This window comes from candidate division TA06 bacterium, assembly GCA_016208585.1.
Lineage (GTDB): Bacteria > Edwardsbacteria > AC1 > AC1 > EtOH8 > UBA5202.
The window spans coordinates 1-19,254 of sequence record JACQXR010000043.1 but is presented as its reverse complement, the minus strand read 5'-3'; the positions used below and the strand labels follow the sequence as shown (position 1 = coordinate 19,254).

Genomic DNA, 19,254 nt, shown 5'->3' with positions numbered 1-19,254 from the left:
TGTTTATTCCTGGTCCTGCAATAGCAGCAGCAGCAAGGGAACCGCCAGCAGCACTAAGGAGCTGGCTTGGACCGCCCGGTTGATGTTAAAGGTCTGGGCGATGAACCCGAACAGCGGGGCCGTCGCCGCTATTCCCAACTGGCTGGCAAAACTATTGGCGGAGATGATCGTGGCCCTTTGGCCGGATGAGATCTCTTTGTTCAACAGATGGTCTATCACCGGGTTCTTCAGTCCGAAGCAGATCGATGGCAGGGTGAACAGGACCACCGTTCCCCAGCTTCCGGCAAAGGTGGCGGCCAGGGTCAAAATGGGAGAGAGCAGTGTAATCACTATCAAAGAGACTCTGTCCCCCATCCACTTGACAAAACTGTTCGAAAGATAATGCCCCAGCGAGGAAAGCCCGTAGGTAAGCGCTGAGATGTATCCGAAATACTGTATTGGTATCAACTTGAATTTGAAGAACAACGGACTCAGGTAATGGATCGTTTCCCCCAGCGACATCATGACCAGGGAAGCCGAGATCAGCACTATTAACTGCTTGTTCCCGGAAATTGTCCTGAACGCGTCTTTCATGTGCCGGAAGATATTCCGGTGTTCCTTCCTTTGATACCGTGGTTCTTTCAGAAAGAGGCAGCCTATGAATGTCAGGCCTACCGGCAGAAATGTCCAAAGCACCGGGAGCTGCAATGAATCTTTGACCAGGTATCCCCCAATTATCGAACCGGCCGAAGCGCCCAACGGCCACAGGGCGTAGTGGATGCCGATTATCTTTTTATACTGCTGCTCCCTGCCCTCTTCTTTCAGGGTATCGTAGATCAACGCGCTTTCGGTCCCGCTGGAGAGGCTGCGGGCCAGGGCGTTCAACAGCGCATATCCCGCGAACATGGGCATGGTTTTGGCGAAATAAAGCAAGACCACGGCCGAAAGGTCGGCCAGCCGGCTTAATAAGATGGTTCTTTTACGGCCGAAAAGGTCGGCCACAGCGCCGGTGGGAACCTCGAACAAAACCAGGCAGACGGCTTCGATGGAAAATACTAGGGCCACGTTGGTGGCGGTGTACAACTTGCTTTGAAAATACAGGGCCAGCACCGGCAGGAAGAACAGCATTCCGCCGGCCACTGTGATGGCATACATCAAGGGAATGTTGAGGGATTTGAGTTGAACCTGGTCGTTTTTCATGCAAGTTGAAATATGATTATTTGCCTGACTGAAAGATTTACGGCCTGGTCAACGCATACCACAAAATATTGATTCCCATTCTCACCGCCTCTTCTCTTTTCTCGGCCGGGTCGTTGTGGTCGTTGGTCCAGCCGTCGGAGATGTTGGTGTTGAAAGTATAAAAGACCGCCAGCCGCCCTTGGTAAAACAGGCCGTAGGCTTTAGGTTGCCCCTTTTCGTGCTCATGGATCTTGGGCAGGCCGGCGGAGAAATCATAATAGCAATTGAACAGTGGAAAGTCGTAAGATAGCTCTTGCATCTCCGTCTCCGGGAACACCCGCTTCATTTCCCGGCGGAATGACTGGTCCATCCCGTAGTCGTCGTCGGCGTATAGGAATCCGCCCGAGGTCAGAAAGAGACGCAGGCGCTCCACTTCGCGGGCGGTAAACTTTATCTCGCCGTGCCCGGTGATGAACAGAAACGGATGCAGGAACAGGTCGTCATCGCCGGCCGAAAGCGAGACCTTTTCGGCATTGACGCTGACCCCGGTGCGGGCCGAGAATTCCTTCAAGAGATTTGTCTCTTCCTCGGGATCGTTGTACCAATCGCCCCCGCCCCCGTATTTCAGGCGGACGATGTCGATGAATCCGGCCTGAATACTACAGGCCAATAGCACGATGAAAAATAATATAAGGACTTTGATACGCATAAATTAGTATTTTACAACGCTGGATGCCTAAAAGCAAGGAGAAAACGAAAGGCCCCGCTTTTAAGCGGAGCTTTTACTAATCAGAGCGGATAATAGTAGACTTTTTTCCACCGAAACACGCTAAATACGCTAATTATATTGGATTTAAAAGAAACCGGAATGTCTACTAATATACGCTCCCATTAGTATATTGGGTAACTATTATTTTTTACTAAGAGTTTATCCTTAAATAAGCTTTGGGTCAGCATAAACGAGCGAAAAGGCATGTAGTGAGCCTGTCGAACCATGCCAGACCAGGAACGCGAGTGAAGCGTATCCACAGCGATACGGTGAATGAGCGTGACGCAGTATGGCGGTTTTGCAGCCGTTTATGCCCAAATTGTTATTTGAGGATAAGCTCTAAATCGTGGTGCCAATGATATTTATTATCCGTCCACTTATAAAATAAAATTAAAAGGCGGGTTATTGATCAAGCCGCCTTTTTTATTCAGCCGATCAATTCCTTTATTTTAGTGGACAGCTCGGATATCTTAAACGGCTTGGTGATGTAGTGGTCGGCTCCGGCCGATAGTCCGGTTTCAATATCCTTGCCCAAAGTTTTGGCGGTGACCATTATCACTTTAATGCCGCTGGTCAGGGGATCATTTTTTATCCGGCGGCAGAGTTCAAACCCGTCTAGGCCGGGCATCATCACGTCCAGCACCGCCAGTTCGGGCAACAACTGGCGGACAAGTTTCAAAGCGGCCAGCCCGTCCGATGCCTGAATGATCTCATAGTTTTCCCGGGCCAGCAATTCGGACATCAAAAACAGCACATTGCGGTCGTCATCAACCACTAATATTTTTTTGGGATTCTTGACGATCTTTTCCATAACGTATGATTATACCTTATTTGATTTTTTATTTCAACCGGAATCCGACGACTGTTTTTGTTCCAGTATTTCTTTGATTTTGTTTTTAAAATCATCAAGATTCACCGGCTTGATGATATAGGCAGCAATGCCCGAAGTGCCGATGACATAGTCGTCCTGCAGGTGCTTGAAGGCCGAGCAAACGACGACCGGAAAAGTTTTTTTAAGTTCCCTTATTCTCTGGATCAGCTCCAAGCCGTTCATGTCCGGCATCTTAATGTCAAAAATCCCCAAGTCAAAATCCTCCTTTAGTATCTTTCTTAGGGCTTCACGGCCGCTGGCCACCGCCGTTATCTGGTGTCCCTCTTCGGTTAAAACCGCCTCCATCAGAAGCCGGATATTGGCCTCGTCATCGGCCACGATGATGCGTTTCATACCGACGCTCCTTGGTTGTATTTTAAAAGTATTAAAGTAGGCCGGCAGTAGAGTAGTACCCCGTAGTAAAGTACGCCCGTAGTAAAGTAGGCTCGCAGTGACTGGTGGCCTGTTAATTGTTCACTGTTCATTGCCTTGTGCCCCCGTCTTTCCCACCGCTGGAAGCGTCAGGTTAAAAGTGGTGCCTTTGCCTATCTCGCTTTCCACGCTGATAATCCCGTGATGTTCCTCCGCTATTTTCTGGATGATGGCCAGCCCCAGGCCGGTCCCGGCCGACTTGGTGGTAAAGAACGGCTTGAATATGGCCTTTAAGTTTTCCGGGGGAATGCCGCAGCCGCTGTCCTGCACCGAAATATGGGCTAAGGGGCCCTGGTCGCTCTCCAGCCGCTCTGTCTTTATTGTTATATTGCCCGGCTGGTCCATGGCGTCAATGGCGTTATTAACAAGATTCAGCAGTATCCGCTCCAGCCTCACGGCGTCGCCCATTACCGCCGGAGTATTGGACGCGGGCTGTTTTGTCAGGGATACCCCCTTTTTCTTTGCCTGGTCCGATTTGGCTGCGATCACCCGATCCGCCAGTTCTTCCACATTGACCTCGAGGTTGGCGACCTTCTTCTGATGGGCGAAATCAAGGATATCGGAGATCAGGGTGTCTATCCGGAAGGCTTCCTGGGTGACTATGTCCACGTATTTGCGCCGGGGGTCGGCCTCGTTCACCTTGGTCTGCAGCAGCTGGGAGAATCCGGCGATGGCGTTCAAGGGATTGCGGATCTCGTGGGCCATCACCGCCGCCATCTCGCCCAGCACCGCCAGCTTTTCCGAATTTTTAACCCGCTCTTCCAGGCTTTTGGTCTTGGAAATATCGGAAAAGATGGCAATGGCTCCGTTGGTCCTAGTGGTCTGGCTGTGCAGCAGCGAAGTGGAGACATCTATCACTTTCTCGCTTTTGTTTTCCATCGTTAAAACCATCTCTTTTCTGGAAAGGGGATTACCGTGTTCCATGGTAGCCTTAAGCAAATCGTCAATGGGCTTAAGCTTTTCGTATTCCCGCAAAGATTTGCCTACCACTGCGGCGGAAACGAGCTGGCAAATATTCACGGCTTCCTTATTGAAAGTGGTTGCCACCCGGTTTATATCCACCACGATCACCCCGCTGTTGATGCTGGCCATTATGTTGTCGTTGTATTCTTTAAAATATTTAAGGTTTTCGTTAGCCTTTAAATATTCTTCGGTGGCCTGTTCTATCTCTTTTTGAAGCCTGTGACTAAATTCCTCGGCCTGTTCCTTCTTCTTCCGCTCGGCCGCAACTTGGACCGACCAGAAACTGCTGAACATGGCTATCAAAAAGAAGAACGGGATCCTCAGCCAGAATGCAGGCTCACCGAACATGTCCGTCCCGTACTTCTTGTAGACCAGCCAGCCGTACAACAGCGAGGTAACGATGGCCACCGGAAAGGACCCCCCCAGGCTCTGGCCCACGCTGGACATGAAGATGCTTAAAAAATAAATCAGGTAAAAGTCGGTGTCTATGCCCTCGGCAAAATAGATCACCGCCGAGACGAAGATGATGTCCAGCACAAACAGCAGGTAAACAAACCAGCCCCTGTCAAAGTAACGTTGGGGAATAAAGGAGATGGCCAGGTTGAGGATCAGGTAGATCAGCGACAGCAGGTAATTGGGGCTGTTAAAATCCAGGCCCTTGGGGCTATAAGCCGCCATGAAGATCACCAGCAGCACCACCAACCAGCGGATGATCAATACCGTACTTTTGTGATTTAAGGCCAGGCCTTTGAACAGCTTCATACTTTTGAACCGCGGGGTTGAAGGTTTGATTACCGGGAGCTACTCGGTAGACGGTAGCCAGTAGTAGTCAGTAGCCGCTATTTACCGGGTTAGCCTACTGAATAGTGAGTACTCCATCGATTATTATTCGTTGCTTGTCCGACGTAGTCCTATCAAAGGCTGGGCGTAGTCGGATTTATTGTTCATTGCAAGGCCTGCTGCACCCTCAACAGCAGCTCGGCGCTGCGGTAAGGCTTCTGGATGAATCCCAGCGCCCCGTCCTGCAGAATGGCCTGGGCGTCGCCGTCCTCGGAAAAACCCGAAGACAAAAGCACTTTGACCTTGGGGTTTATCTTGCGCATCCGGCCAAAGGCCTCGCGTCCGTCCAGTTTGGGCATTACCATATCCATTATAACCAGATCAATATTCTGGTGTTGTCTGGAGTACAATTCCACCGCTTCCTGGCCGTCGGCGCAGGCATGGACATGATAGCCGGCATTTTTAAGAATCTGGGCGGCGATGCTCCGGATCATTTCCTCGTCGTCAACTATTAGAATGCTTCCGGTACCCGCCGTATTGCGCAGAAACTCCATTTGGATAAAGTCCTGATCCCCGGCCGCAGGCAGGCCGCCGTATACCGGCAGGTAGATCTTGACCGCCGTCCCCCGGCCCAGTTCGGAATATACTTCTATCGATCCCTCGTGGTTCTTGACACAGCCGTAGACCCCGGCCAGGCCCAGCCCGGTGCCCTGGCCCTTTTCCTTGGTGGTGAAGAACGGCTCGAACAGATGGCGTTTGGCCTCGTCGGTCATGCCACAGCCGGTATCCTCCACCGAGATCTGGATATAAGGCCCGGGCTCGACCTTGTACTTATGATTGCGGAGGTATTCTTTATCCAGGTTTGCCATGTCGGTGGAGAAAATCAGCTTGCCGCCTTCGGGCATGGCGTCCCGGGCGTTGATCCCCAGGTTCATCAGAGCGTTCTCTAACTGGCTGTGGTCTCCCAGAATAACCGCCGGGTTGGCCCTTAAGCGCTGTTCTACCTTGATCCGCCGGTCTATGGTATTGCCCAGGATGCCCAGGGTTTCGGCGATGACCTGATGGACATTGACCGGAGCCTGCTGATACTGCCCCTTGCGGGCAAAGGCCAAAAGCTGTTTGGTGAGATTGGCGGCGTGCCCCGAAGCCTTGATGATGTTGTCTACATAGGCCTCCAGTTCCTTCTGTCCGTAAACTTTTAACTGCAGCAGTTCGGCGTTGCCTACGATCCCGGCCAGCATGTTGTTGAAGTCGTGGGCCACCCCGCCGGCCAGGTGGCCTATGGCCTCCATTTTCTGGGCCTGCAGCAGTTCCTGCTCCATCACTTTGCGCCCGGTGATATCCTCGACCATTCCATCATAATATAATGTTTTGCCATTGGCATCCCTTATTGCCCGGGCGCTTTCTCTAATGTTAACCGGTTCGCCCGCTGAATTTTCCCACATCGTCTCCCAGCCAGTGACAACGCCTTCGGCCTCAATTTTTTCCTTAAATGCCGTCCTGGATGGCGAAAAATCGGGCCATCCTTCTTTTTCAAGGTTACGCCAGGACATCTCTTCAAAGGAACCGAACTTTAACATTCGGATCAGGGCGGGATTGGCCAGCAATATCCGGCCCTCCGGTGTTGTCCGGTATACCCCCAGCAGGGAGTTGTCAAATAAACTACGATATCGTTCTTCGTTCTCCCGCAATATTTCTCTGGTTTTGTGCAATTCTTCCACATGGCTCCTTAATCCCTTCTCCGCTGCCCTCAACTCTTCTTCGGAAGATTGCAACTCCTGGTTGGCTGCCTCCAGTTCGGCGTAATTGGTCTCCAGTTGCCCTTGCATTTGGCGCAATTCCTCCTCGGCCCGTTTGCGTTCGGTGATGTCCTGGGTCAATATCACCACCCGGTCAACCCCGCCGTCTTTTCCGGTCAGGGCGTAGAAATATTGCGAAATGAAACGGTCGCCCCCTAATTCCGGCTTACTGAGCAGAAGTTCAGGGACATGCAGTATTCCACCCTTTTTATACACCCGTTCAACTTCTGCAGCCCACTCGCCCAGGTAGCCGTCCTTTTGATCCGGGGCCAGCCTGGTTCGTTCGGTCTCCAGGTCTTTTTTAACATCTTCGTCGGTCATGGCCCACAGTTTTTGCCAGGCATCGTTGTATCTTTCCAGCCTTCCGAACCTGTTGCGAACCGAGACGCCTATCGGCGATTGTTCCATGATCGCCCGGCTGAGTTGTTCGCTGTCCTTCAGATATTCCTCGGCCCGCCTGCGAACTTCGGCCTCTTCTTTCAACTCTTGATAGTTTTTCTGAATTTCGACGGTGGCCTCGTTAACCATCAGTTGCAATTGATCGCGATGATGTTCCAACTCCTCCTGGGCAGTCTGCAGTTCCTGATTCAGGGCGGATAACTCCTGATTGGCGGCGGTGACCTGCTGGTTGGAGGCCTCTAACTCCTCGTTGGCGGCCTGAAGCGCCTGCTCGGCCCCGCGCCGGGCCTCCATCTCGCGGGCGACTAGCCTGCCGCTAAAAACGACAACCAGCGCGGCAAGTAAACCGCCGAGCAGGGTCATCGTTACCGTGATGGCAAGGGCCCGCCGAACCTGTTCGCGCCTTTGGGCCAGCAGCCGCGCTTCCTCCCCGGTCATCCCGTCGATGGCCGCGTCGATCCGGCTCATCAACCGCTGGCCGGAGCCAGAGGCAATCAGGGCCGCCGCTTTCCCTTTCCACTGCCTGGCGGCGACCACGTCGTGCGAAAAACCTATCTTTAACCTGGTTAAAGAATCCAGACCGACAAGTCGGAGCTGCTGACCCCGGTTGTCCTTGGTCAGTTCCCGAACCTGTGACAGAAGCCGCACTGCATCTCCCAGATCTGCTTGATAACGTTCCAGAAAGACGGCTTTCTCTGAAATGGCATAACCCCGTTGGGCGCTCTCCGCGGTCTTCATTTTGGCACGATATTGCTCCAGTTCTTGAATGACCTGATGGGTATGTTCTATCCCTCGGGCCGATTCATTCATCATAGTCACGCTTTGAATGGAGATCATCCCGACCACTAAAAGGATAAAGAACACCAGGCCGAAGCCCAGTCCGACCGGCCGGGAAACAGGATCGGAACTAAGTAAAATGTTCGGTTCCGACCTGTAGTAGTATAGGAGAATACTGACGGAGAGTAAAACAAAGCAAACTGCGGTATGGACGGCCATCTGGGTCCAGGAGGGAAAAAAATAGATCGCTTGATTACCGAAAAAATAGCCCAGCATGCTCAGCAGCCCGACCAGGCCGGCGATCAGAGCCAACGACTGACCTAAGCGGGGCCGGCGGCCGAACGACGATAGAGTAAGCGCCAGGCCGAGCAGCGCAAAGTTGAACGCGGTCGGGGGCGCCATTCGTCCGAGATGCGTCGTGAATGCCGCTCCGGGTTGTTCCTTGAACAATAACTGGTCGATGCCCAGGTTCCACCCGAACAGGTACTGGCTCAGGCTGGCTAATCCTAACAGCGCGACAAAGGCGGAGCCGATGCCGGCAATGAGCCGGAATCGCTTTCGTTCCCCAGGCCAGGTCAATAGCAACAGGGCCAGCCCGGATGTCAAAAAACCCACGGCGGTGTTGGCCTTCATGGCCACCAAACCCGGCAGCACGCTCTTCAGAATGCCGACATCGAATATCCAGCCGCCCAGCCCGGCTAAACCGGTTGCCGCTATTGCCCCGGCCAGCCAAACGCTCCATGAGGCGCGACCGCGCGGCAGCCCCATTCCCTCATCCGGAACCTGTTTCATCAGACCTCCGTTGGAAGCTTAACTGTCAAATAACCCAGTCTTATTATTAATCCGGTCATATTATAATTTGCATTTTTATTTTTGGATTACTTCGCAAGTAAGGGCGATGAAGTCGGTCTCGTAATGACATAAAAGCCCTGCAATTGGGCCTCAGCGACCCTTATCATGCCTTTTGCCTGTCCGCTGTAGTCTTGACGTAAGCGGAAGCCTCGGCGTAGGCAGGTCACCGACTGGTTTGTATAAGCTTTACTTGGGCGTTCATGATTTTCCTCCCCGGGCCGCTTCGTTCCGTTCGGCATGTGCCTTATATATTTCCTCAAAGACCTGATGCTTTTTTCTGAATACTTCAATTATTCCGGGGTCAAAATGTCCGGGTTGGGAGCGATCATCGCCCTCAGTCAAAATATTTAAGGCTTGCCGGTGATCCATCCGGGGCTTGTAAGTCCTCCGGCTGCGGATGGCGTCGTATTGATCCACCACGTTGGCAATGCGCCCGGCCAGCGGGATCTGCTCTGCTGCAAGTTTTTGGGGGTAACCTTTGCCGTCCCAATGCTCGTGATGGGTCAATGCTATCTGCTGGGCCAGGTTCAGAATCTCGGACTGCGAGCCAGTCAATATCCGGCTGCCGATGGTGGTGTGCTCCTTCATCACCAGCCATTCTTCGGCGTTTAACGGCCCGGGCTTCAGCAGTATGGAGTCCGGGATGCCCACTTTGCCGATATCGTGCATGGGCATGGCATAGTAAATGGTCTCGGCGAACTCCTGGTCCAGCCCCATTTCCAGGGCCAGGGTTTTGGCGTAATGGCTGGTGCGCCGGATGTGATTCCCGGTCTGGCCGTCCTTGTACTCGGCCGCCAAGGTCAGCCGGAATATGGTGTCGATGTATCCGGCCTTGATCTTGTCAAAAGCCTGGTCCCGCTGCAGCAGGACATTCTCCAGCTTGACTGTCCTTTCCTTCACCTGCTGTTCCAGTGTCAGGCTGTAATTCTTTAAGAAATCGTGGTATTCCTTGATATTCAGGTTGTTCTTTATCCGTAAGGAAAGCTCCTGGACATCCACCGGCTTGGTGATGAAATCGTTGGCCCCGCAGGCTATGCCCTTAAGCTTGTCCTCCCGGGAGCTGGCCGCAGTCACCATGATGACCGGGATATGGGAGGTGGCGGGATCGCTCTTCAGTTTGCGGGTGGCCTCAAAACCGTCCATCTCGGGCATTATCACGTCCATCATTATCAGGTCGGGGTGCTGGGTAGACGCCGCCTCCACCGCTTGTCTGCCGTCGCGAGAGGTCAGGCAGCCGTACCCCATTTTATGGCACAGGCTTTTGAGGAGATTAAGATTGGTCTCCTCGTCATCCACCAGCAATATTTTTGGTTGTTCGCTCATTTTACTAAACCTAAAGTTTAGTTAACCACTCAAATTTAATACAAACTGAAGAAAATATTTTGCGTTTCCTCCTTCGTCCGACTCTGGCGGACTGCGGCGGACAGGTCGGCACGCAGGCGTGGCGAAATTGGTTCCGGCTTGCCCGGGTTATGATTCTCCGATCAGCTTTTTCACCTTTTCCAGCAGCTGGTCCTTGTCAAAAGGCTTGGCCATGTAGTCGTCGGCTTCGGTGTGATGCCGTTTCAACGGCTCCAGCACGCTTTCCTTGACCGTCATCAGCAGGAACTTCACTTTATCCAGACTGCGGCGGTCCCGCACCCATTCCAAAAGCTGCAATCCGTTCATATTGGGCATCACCAGGTCGGCTATTACCAAATCCGGTTTCTGTTCTTCCACTAATTTAAGCGCCTGGCTGCCGTCGCTGGCCCACAGGACATGATAACCCTGGCGTTTCAAAAGGAGCGCCACCGTTTCGGCCAGCACCGCCTCGTCGTCCACTATCAGCACTTTTTTCATCATTGCTCCCTGTTTTTGGGGGCGTACGATTTGGAGCTGATGCCGTATTCCCTGAGCTTTAGCTGCAGATTCTGGCGGGCGATCCCGGCCATCTCGGCCGCTTTGGTAACATTGCCCCCGGTAACTTTCAACAGGCCGATGATATAGCGCCTTTCATATTCATCACGAGCCTGGCGCAGAGGTTTGTCTATCATCAGCGACACTTCCTCGGTCCGGGTACTGGCCCGGCGCTGGGGAAAGTCCTCCAGCGTGATCAATTTCCCGGTACACAACGCCACTCCGTGTTCCACCGCGTTCTCCAGTTCCCGGACATTGCCTGGCCAGTCGTGCCGCAGGAGGAAGTCCGAAGCCTCGGGAGCAAACCCCTCTATGGGTTTTTCTTGCTCGGCGCAGTATTTCTTTAAAAAGTGATGGGCCAGCAGCATGACGTCGTCGCGCCGTTCCCGCAAAGGCGGCAATTTTATCTGGATGACATTCAGCCGGTAGAACAGGTCTTCCCTAAAAAGTCCTTTCTTGACGGCCTCCTCCAGGTTCTGGTTGGCGGCGGCTATCACCCTGACGTCCACCTCGGTGGGAACGGTGCTGCCCAAGGGATAGTACACCCCTTCTTGCAGGGCCCGCAGCAGTTTCACCTGCAACGACATCGGCATAGTGCCGATTTCGTCCAGAAAGATGGTGCCCTTGTCGGCGATCTTGAACAAGCCCTCTTTGCTGCCGTTGGCTCCGGTAAATGCGCCCTTGACGTAGCCGAACAGTTCCGATTCTAAAAGGGTTTCGGGGATACCCCCGCAGTTGATGGGCACGAACTTGGCCCCCTTGCGCTTGCTGTTGAAATGAACCGCCCGGGCCGCCAACTCCTTGCCGGTGCCGGATTCTCCCAGGATCAGCACCGTGGTCTTGGTCTCGGCTATCTTGCGGATGGTGCCGAATACCGCCATCATCGGCCGGCTTTTGGCCACGATGTTTTCGAATCCGTAACGTTCGTTCAGGGTCTGCTGTAGGTATTTATTCTCCGCCAGCAGATTTTTTCTTTCCATCGCCTGGGCCGCGGCCAAAAGCACGTGGTCGGCATGGAGCGGCTTTTGCAGGTAATCGTAGACCCCGGCCTTGATGGCCTTGACCGCGTCCTCAATGCTGGCATGTCCGGTGATCACTATCACCGGAATATCGGGGTCGATCTCCTTTATTTTGGGGATCACGTCCAGGCCCCAGGCATCGGGCAGTCTCATGTCCAACAGCACCAGATCCGGCTGTTCCTCGGCCAAAACTTTAAGCCCCTCGGCGGCGCTGCTGGCCGAACTGACCTGATACCCGGCGCTTCCCAGTATCTGCTTTAAAAGCAGACAGATGCTTTGGTCGTCGTCGACGATCAGCACTTTACAGGGTGGTTTCTGGCTCATGGGTTTATGTCTTTCGGCTGGTTATTGATTGCTGAATTTTACCGAAAACAGCGGCGCCTTCGGCTGGCCGGCATTCAGGTTGAACTCGGCCCCGTTTTCCAGAAACAGGCGCCGGGCCAGCTGCGGCCCCAGATCATCGGCATTGGGTCCCAAGGGAAGTTCGGGATTCATTATCCTGTCGCGCTGTCCGGCATTCAGGACCGGGCCCTGGTCATGGAATTTTAAAATAACGCTTTGTCCCCCCGATAATATTTCAATAATTATCTTGCCGCCCTGGGGCATTCTTTTGGCCGACCAGACCATCAGATAAACCAGGCCCTGCAGCACTAGGCTGGCCCGGCTGGTGATCCATGGCTCCTGGAGCGCCTCGGTTATCTCCACTTTTACCTGATGCCTGGTGGTGAAATAATTTACCAGGCTTACCGCCTGCCTGGCCACCTGTGAAATCTTGAACGGCGTTTTTTCGAAATTGCCGTTTTGGCAATAAACCAGCAGGTTGTCTAACAGGGCATTCAACTTTTCCGAAGACTTGTAAATGCTCCTTAGGGTCTCTTTCTGGGGGTCGCCTTCGGCCAGGCTCATGTCGAAAAATTCCATGCCCAGGGTTATGGCCGAGATCGGATTTTTCATTTCATGGACGAATGAAGTGGCGATCTCGGAAAATACGGCATACTTATAGGTCTTCAGAATCCCGCCGTGAGAGTTGTCCATTTTAATTCTCCATTCTATTTGGAATTTATATGATCGTCCCGCTCATTCAGGAATAAGGTATCCGGGGGAACGGCACGCAAATTTTCGTTTAGCCCGCCAACAAAGGCGATACCGGATTTTCAATGATTACACTGATAAAAATCGATATTATCAGGCAACGCCGGCGGGGTAAACGTTTATCGTTTGACTGAATGTTGGTCAAAGTCTGCGTCCCAATTGAGTCTTCTTCACAATACCTGAGTGAAGGGCACTGTCATTTGGGATTAATAAAGAGTATCACAGGAATTAAAAGATGTCAATAGAATAGCAATGAAAATTATTTCATTCACAAGTTGTCATTATTTTATGTTGCATAAGACATACCAAATTTATAATATTGGCATAATACGTTGATATACAATAAATTGAAACCATTGTCTTTTATTTCAGACATTTACAGTTTGAGTGTTTGTTATGACTATTGTCGTTAAAACATGTCGTTTTAAAGTAATATCCATTTTCTATTTATTATTATAATATTTTGCGTAACAACGTTTTACGAAAATAATTAGTTTTGGCATATTAGATGCTTCCTTAAATAGTTGAGGAAGTATGAAAAACAAACTAAACATAATAATAGCCCTAACCGGGCTAAGCATCAGTTCTGGTTTGGCCCAAAGTCTGGACCTGCCTAGACCATCCGATGTTTCGGCCAGCGTAAACACCAGTGTTACAGTGGCTAAAATAGCCCGTTTGGAACTTCGGGAAAGTCACAATACCATTGAAATATCATCCCGGGACATGGAACGGGGCTACGTTGATATTCCCCGGGCCCTGGCCCTGCAGCTTTGGTGCAACAGCCGCGATGGAGCTCTGGTAGAAACCGAATTAAGCGGCGGGATATATAATTGTGACGGCCAGCGGTTTCCCCGCGGACTTTTGATGTACAAATTATCGGATCAAAACAACTACCAGCCTTTTGCAGCCAAGCCTCAAACCTTGTACCAAAGCCAAAAGATCGAACGGGGCAGTTCTCTGACTATTGACCTGCGCTTATTGATCTCAAAGGAGATGACGCCCGGCGAATATTCCTACCAAGCCAGCTTCACCGCTTCGCCGATTTAGAGTTTAACCGTAATGATCATCGTTTCGGAAACCTGTCTTTACCGGCCGGAGTTACCAAGCTTTAATTTGACCAAAAGAATGCAGGTTATAAGATAAACTGGAATGTGGTGCTATGCAGAAAAGCCCCCGCTGAAAGCGTGGGGCTTTTTGTCTGTCCAAATAATGAGATCCACTGGGGCGTTGCTTATAGCCGATAAAAAACTGCCCGCAAAATGCAAGCAGTAAGAATGGTGGGCCCAAGAAGAGTCGAACTTCTGACCTCGTCCTTATCAGGGACGCGCTCTAACCAACTGAGCTATGGGCCCATAAAAAAAGGTTACAGATTATAAGTTTATTACCTATAACCCATAACCTTTTCCTAAAAAACCGAAAAGCAGAGCACAGGCCATACAATTTGAGTAACCTGGATTTATGTGCAGGACCCCGGTCCCAATAAGTCTTGGGAGGTCCTGCGGGTTCTCTAGAAAGGAGGTGATCCAGCCACACCTTCCGGTACGGCTACCTTGTTACGACTTCGTCCTAGTCACCAATCCTACCTTAGGCGCCGCCCTCCTTTTCAGGTTAGGCAAACGACTTTAGGTATTACCGGCTCCCATGACGTGACGGGCGGTGTGTACAAGACCCGGGAACGTATTCACGGCGGCATGCTGATCCGCCATTACTAGCGATTCCGACTTCATGCAGTCGAGTTGCAGACTGCAATCCGAACTGAGAGGCCGTTTTGGGATTAGCTCCACCTTGCGGTATTGCATCCCATTGTCGGCCCCATTGTAGGACGTGTGTAGCCCTAGACGTAAGGAGCATGCGGACTTGACATCATCCCCGCCTTCCTCCCCGTTATCCGGGGCAGTCTCCTTAGAGGGTAACCACTTCCGTGGAAACAACTAAGGATAAGGGTTGCGCTCGTTGCGGGACTTAACCCAACATCTCACGACACGAGCTGACGACAGCCATGCACCACCTGTGGCAGCGTCCTTACGGAAGACTATGTTTCCATAGTTGTTCACTGCCATGTCAAGCCTAGGTAAGGTTCTTCGCGTTGCGTCGAATTGAACCACATACTCCACCGCTTGTGCGGGTCCCCGTCAATTCCTTTGAGTTTCAACCTTGCGATCGTACTCCCCAGGTGGGGTACTTAATGCGTTAGCTGCGGCACTCATCCTTAAAAAGGACGAACACCTAGTACCCATCGTTTAGGGCAAGGACTACCAGAGTATCTAAGTCTGTTTGATCCCCTTGCTTTCGCGCCTCAGCGTCAGTGCAGGACCAGAGAACCGCCTTCGCCACCGGTGTTCCTCCTGATATCTACGCATTTCACCGCTACACCAGGAATTCCATTCTCCCCTTCCGCACTCAAGGCCAGTAGTATCGACTGCGATTTCTCCGTTGAGCGGAGAGATTTAACAATCGACTTAATGGCCCGCCTACACGCCCTTTACACCCAGTGATTCCGGACAACGCTTGCCTCCCCCGTATTACCGCGGCTGCTGGCACGGAGTTAGCCGAGGCTTATTCCACCGGTACCGTCATTTTTATTTCGTCCCGATGAAAAGGGTTTTACATCCCGAAGGATTTCATCACCCACGCGGCGTCGCTGGTTCAGGGTTTCCCCCATTGACCAAAATTCCCTACTGCTGCCTCCCGTAGGAGTAGGGGCCGTGTCTCAGTCCCCCTGTGGCCGATCGACCTCTCAGTCCGGCTACCCGTCAAAGCCTTGGTGGGCCGTTACCCCGCCAACTAGCTGATGGGACGCGGATCCATCTTCTTGCGACTTACGTCTTTGATCATCCTGAGATGGCCCAGAATGATGTTATGCGGTATTAGCCCCAGTTTCCCGGAGTTATCCCCCACATAAAGGTAGGTTATCCACGTGTTACTCACCCGTTCGCCACTACCATACACTCATATTGCTATAAATGCATGACCGTTCGACTTGCATGTATTAGGCACGCCGCCAGCGTTAGTCCTGAGCCAGGATCAAACTCTCCATAAAAAAATATTAAATTTTATAAATGGAAAATTTAAAAAAACGATCCAGAAACTCAATCATATGTACACTGTGCTTGCTTGTTCAGTTTTCAAAGAACTAAAATCATTTGTTTCCCATTGTTCCGTAGTGTTTGTAATTATACACAAATCAGGCTTTAATGTCAAGCACCATTTTGCAAAATTCCTTAAATAAATGCACTTTACTTTACTTTAATAATTTAATGGATTATAAAGCCTTTTGGTGATTCAGAACCCTATTAAGATGGAACGGCCCTCCATTCAATTTCTCAAAAACACAATAACCTGTTGACTTTACAAGGATATTAGGATATCATAAAATAACAACTAATCAAAGCTTTATAAACTTGGAGCCTTATGCTGCGCACTATTATATTCGTTTTAGTATTGCTGGTTATTATTTCCATATTATTGTTGATACACTTTTATTTATACCGCAGGATCGTTTCTTCGTTTGCTCTTTCCAGGACCGGCTGGCTTTTGACGGCTTTTTTCTTGCTGGCCCTTTGCTTTCCCCTGGCCATGTTTCTATCGCGCACTGTGGATGGACCGCTGATCCGGCCTTTCTATGGGCTGGCCGCGGCCTGGTTCGGCTTTGTTTTCCTGGGCCTGGGGGTTTTCGGAATGTTGCACTTGGCCGAGCTTTTATTCAGACTGGCCTCCCATCCCCTGCCCCCCAGGGTTTGGGGCTGGGCCTCCCTATGGGTGACCGTGCTGATCGGGGTTTACGGCATAATCAACGCCGCAGTCATCAGGACCACGGAGGCCACCATCGGGCTTAAAAACTTTAAAGAGCCGAAAGTGACCATCGCCCTGCTCACGGATATTCACGTGGGGGCGGTTTACGGGCCCAAATACCTGCAAAAGATCGTGGACCGGACCAATGCCTTAAACCCCGATCTGGTGGCCATTGCCGGGGATTTGTTCGACGGTTCGGCCAAGCCCGGTTACAAATTAGTGCAGCCCCTGGAAAAATTGCAGGCTCCGGCCTTCTTCGTTACCGGCAACCACGAGATTTATGAGGGCATTGACATAACCACGGCCTTAGTGGCCAAAACCGGTGTCCGGGTGCTGCGGAACGAAGCAGCCGAGTGCAGCGGTTTGCAGATTTTTGGAGTGGATTCGCCCCGGGGCAATTCGAAAAACAACCCTGCCCTGCTGGAACTAACCGCAAAGTTGAACCGGGACAAACAGAAACCCTCGGTCTTGCTTTATCACATACCATTGGAAATTGAAGATGCCCAAAGATCCGGAATCGACCTGCAGCTTTCGGGACACACCCATAACGGGCAGATATTTCCCTTCTCGCTTTTTATCCCCCTGGCTTACAAGTTTTACAGCGGGTACGGCCAGGATGGTGAGTTTCAGATATACGTCTCCCCCGGGGTAGGCACCTGGGGCCCGCCGATGAGGATAGGGTCCAGAAGCGAGATAGTGCTGATAACCCTGGTTCCCCAGTAATCTGTAAATGTTGACAATAAATAAGAGGGGCCGTTTGCGGCCCCTCTTATTTTTCCCACCTTATCCAAATATCCTCTTTGGGCAAAAAAGATTTCCTGACAATTTTATAAATAAATCGTTTTTCTTCAACAATGATCGAATCGGGCTTATAGTTTATATTTTGTCTTTTTAAATTTACCGGAATGCTTATTTCAAATTCTGCCCGCTCCAATGGCAATCCCCATTCTTGAGTGCTTTTGAGTATATAACAAAATTCGTTTCCTTTTAATGCTTGCCGATAGGAGACCTGTAATTGGAGCAAGAAAGTATCCGGGAACACTAAGTTAAAATAGACTCCATCAGAATCCGGACTGACCATCACTTTAAGTTCAGAAATATTACCGCTTTGGCTTATTGAACTGGCTTTAACATTTTCCGGAAAATTCCATCGTCCTTTGGGAAACGGATAAAAAATATTCAACCTGGCGGGCGCTCTCTGGGCCTGCATCCAATAAACCCCATTAACCGCAGCCCAGCCTGAATTTATAGTAACTACAACCTTCTCGCTTTTGAACTTAGCTATACGTGCATAGGCTGGCGCAACTATGCTAAAAATGCATACCGCTAAAGCAATTATCTTCATTTAAATCGGGTTATTTTTCGTGATGTTTTACGGCCTTCTGAATGCAATACAACAAAATAAGTGCCCTCAGAGACCATCCTGCCATCCATATTTATTCCCATCCAAATGGCTGTAATGTATCGCCCTTCGCCAACGCCTTCCTCTATTTTTTTTACTAATCTTCCGGCTAAATCATAAACTTTTAAATCATAGCTTTGACCTTTAGGCGCCATAAAAGAAAGAACTACCTGGGACGAAGCCGGATTGGGATACACCTCAAAGAAAGCCTCCGGCTTTAAGGAATCACCCCGGCCTTCAACCCCCTGGTAATCCGGATCGTAACCGCCGTTGTGGGAGCCGAAAGTTGTTGTGCAATTGACGCACCAATAAAAATATTGTGCGCTATTTTGGAGAGAGCATAACAGCGCCGCGCTAAAGCCCGAATCAGGAGCGGCAAAATCCAAAGGCCATAGAACCATATCAAGCAGTGTGCCGGAACCATCTTTAAAAACCAATGAATCCGCCACCGGGCTCAGAACAAAATCGACGCCAAGTTGCGAATCTGCAATAACGGCGTGGGTATACTTGTCGGTCAACGTAAAGTTTGGCACCTGAAAAACGCCGCTGGAACAGGTCACCGAACAGCCATCGAAATTTATTGGATATACCGAGTCGGGAGAATGCGGATGAATATGTATTTCAAAGCGGGAAACCGGACGGATCTGCACCTCGTTAATACAGGTTGGCAGAGCAATCGGATTGGCAAAAACCCTGAATGCTACTGCCAAGAGCAATATGACTAACATTTTTTTCATGGCATTTCCCTCCTTTATTTTATTTGGTTTTAAAGCATAAAACCACTCCATCCGGCCCTTACCTTCAAGCCAAACAAAGCGGTTAAAATTTAGGCCGTTGCCTGTCCGTGCAATTGATCTTACACCTAAAGCATTGTCCTGTCAAGTAAAATATGTGGCTTTAAAAATTTTGTTTTTAAAAATCCATTGGCTCCCGGTTCAAGTTAAAACTTTAGGCTCTTCTCCCTAATGAGTGGGCGATTTTGATTCATTTTGGATCAAATCTCAGGCAGCATGCAGGTCAAGATCTTGAGCCGAAGATATTCTTCATCTCTAAGGCCGTAGGCTCGCCGCTGGATGACCCTGATCTTATTGTTTAAACCTTCCACAAAACCGAGAGACACCTTGTTCTCGGGTTTGCAGTAAGCGGCAATGCCATCCCAGTGGCGTTCGATCATCCCGGCAAACTTTTCGTAGGGTTCCAATCGCTGCCATTTGAGTGAGGTCTTCCAGTTGTCGAAGAATTTCCTGGCCCAA

15 protein-coding genes, 1 tRNA gene and 1 rRNA gene are annotated in these 19,254 nt (G+C 50.8%); 2 read left to right on the top strand and 15 right to left on the bottom strand.

What is annotated here, in order from left to right; translation table 11 throughout:
• Positions 1–3: 3 nt before the first annotated feature.
• From HY768_03590 to HY768_03545, 10 genes are all read right to left on the bottom strand, one after another.
• Positions 4–1,179, bottom strand: coding sequence for an MFS transporter (locus HY768_03590; protein ID MBI4726300.1), 1,176 nt, complete (start codon positions 1,177–1,179; stop codon positions 4–6).
• A 37-nt stretch (positions 1,180–1,216) separates the two neighbouring features.
• Positions 1,217–1,867, bottom strand: coding sequence for a DUF4159 domain-containing protein (locus HY768_03585; protein ID MBI4726299.1), 651 nt, complete (start codon positions 1,865–1,867; stop codon positions 1,217–1,219).
• A 487-nt stretch (positions 1,868–2,354) separates the two neighbouring features.
• Entirely contained in the window at positions 2,355–2,738 is a 384-nt protein-coding gene (locus tag HY768_03580) for a response regulator (protein MBI4726298.1), read from the bottom strand.
• Between the two features lie 33 nt (positions 2,739–2,771).
• Positions 2,772–3,152: a response regulator gene (locus HY768_03575; GenBank protein ID MBI4726297.1), complete on the bottom strand. Its 381-nt coding sequence runs from the start codon at positions 3,150–3,152 to the stop codon at positions 2,772–2,774.
• 120 nt (positions 3,153–3,272) lie between these two features.
• Positions 3,273–4,955, bottom strand: a complete 1,683-nt coding sequence (locus HY768_03570) for a PAS domain-containing protein (GenBank protein ID MBI4726296.1) — start codon at positions 4,953–4,955, stop codon at positions 3,273–3,275.
• Positions 4,956–5,137: 182 nt separating this feature from the next.
• Positions 5,138–8,740 (bottom strand): CHASE3 domain-containing protein, encoded by a 3,603-nt coding sequence (locus HY768_03565; protein MBI4726295.1) that lies wholly within the window; start codon positions 8,738–8,740, stop codon positions 5,138–5,140.
• A 258-nt stretch (positions 8,741–8,998) separates the two neighbouring features.
• Positions 8,999–10,123, bottom strand: coding sequence for a response regulator (locus tag HY768_03560; protein ID MBI4726294.1), 1,125 nt, complete (start codon positions 10,121–10,123; stop codon positions 8,999–9,001).
• Between the two features lie 147 nt (positions 10,124–10,270).
• Positions 10,271–10,642 (bottom strand): response regulator, encoded by a 372-nt coding sequence (locus HY768_03555; protein ID MBI4726293.1) that lies wholly within the window; start codon positions 10,640–10,642, stop codon positions 10,271–10,273.
• Positions 10,639–12,039 carry a sigma-54-dependent Fis family transcriptional regulator gene (locus HY768_03550; protein ID MBI4726292.1) on the bottom strand — a complete coding sequence of 467 codons (1,401 nt, stop codon included), beginning with the start codon at positions 12,037–12,039 and terminating at the stop codon, positions 10,639–10,641. Before HY768_03550 ends, HY768_03555 begins: the two co-directional genes overlap by 4 nt.
• 21 nt (positions 12,040–12,060) lie before the next feature.
• On the bottom strand, positions 12,061–12,750 hold the full coding sequence (locus HY768_03545) for a HAMP domain-containing histidine kinase (GenBank protein ID MBI4726291.1): 690 nt from the start codon (positions 12,748–12,750) through the stop codon (positions 12,061–12,063).
• Between the two features lie 591 nt (positions 12,751–13,341).
• Here HY768_03545 and HY768_03540 point away from each other — a divergent pair.
• Positions 13,342–13,854 carry a hypothetical protein gene (locus tag HY768_03540; protein MBI4726290.1) on the top strand — a complete coding sequence of 171 codons (513 nt, stop codon included), beginning with the start codon at positions 13,342–13,344 and terminating at the stop codon, positions 13,852–13,854.
• A 228-nt stretch (positions 13,855–14,082) separates the two neighbouring features.
• Here the strand turns inward: HY768_03540 and HY768_03535 are convergent.
• Positions 14,083–14,159 (bottom strand) — tRNA-Ile (locus HY768_03535).
• Positions 14,160–14,315: 156 nt separating this feature from the next.
• A 16S ribosomal RNA gene (locus tag HY768_03530) occupies positions 14,316–15,847 on the bottom strand.
• A gap of 371 nt (positions 15,848–16,218) precedes the next feature.
• Between HY768_03530 and HY768_03525 the strand changes: the two genes are divergently transcribed.
• Positions 16,219–17,322, top strand: a complete 1,104-nt coding sequence (locus tag HY768_03525) for a metallophosphoesterase (GenBank protein ID MBI4726289.1) — start codon at positions 16,219–16,221, stop codon at positions 17,320–17,322.
• Between the two features lie 46 nt (positions 17,323–17,368).
• On the opposite strand, the gene HY768_03520 is transcribed toward HY768_03525, so the two are convergent.
• The 3 genes from HY768_03520 to HY768_03510 all read right to left on the bottom strand — a co-directional run.
• Entirely contained in the window at positions 17,369–17,944 is a 576-nt protein-coding gene (locus tag HY768_03520) for a hypothetical protein (protein ID MBI4726288.1), read from the bottom strand.
• A complete protein-coding gene (locus HY768_03515) occupies positions 17,941–18,789 on the bottom strand; it encodes a T9SS type A sorting domain-containing protein (protein MBI4726287.1) in 849 nt (282 codons plus the stop codon). The genes HY768_03520 and HY768_03515 overlap by 4 nt, the downstream gene beginning before the upstream one ends.
• Positions 18,790–18,995: 206 nt before the next feature.
• A partial coding sequence (locus HY768_03510; GenBank protein ID MBI4726286.1) for a transposase occupies positions 18,996–19,254 on the bottom strand: 259 nt, incomplete at its 5' end.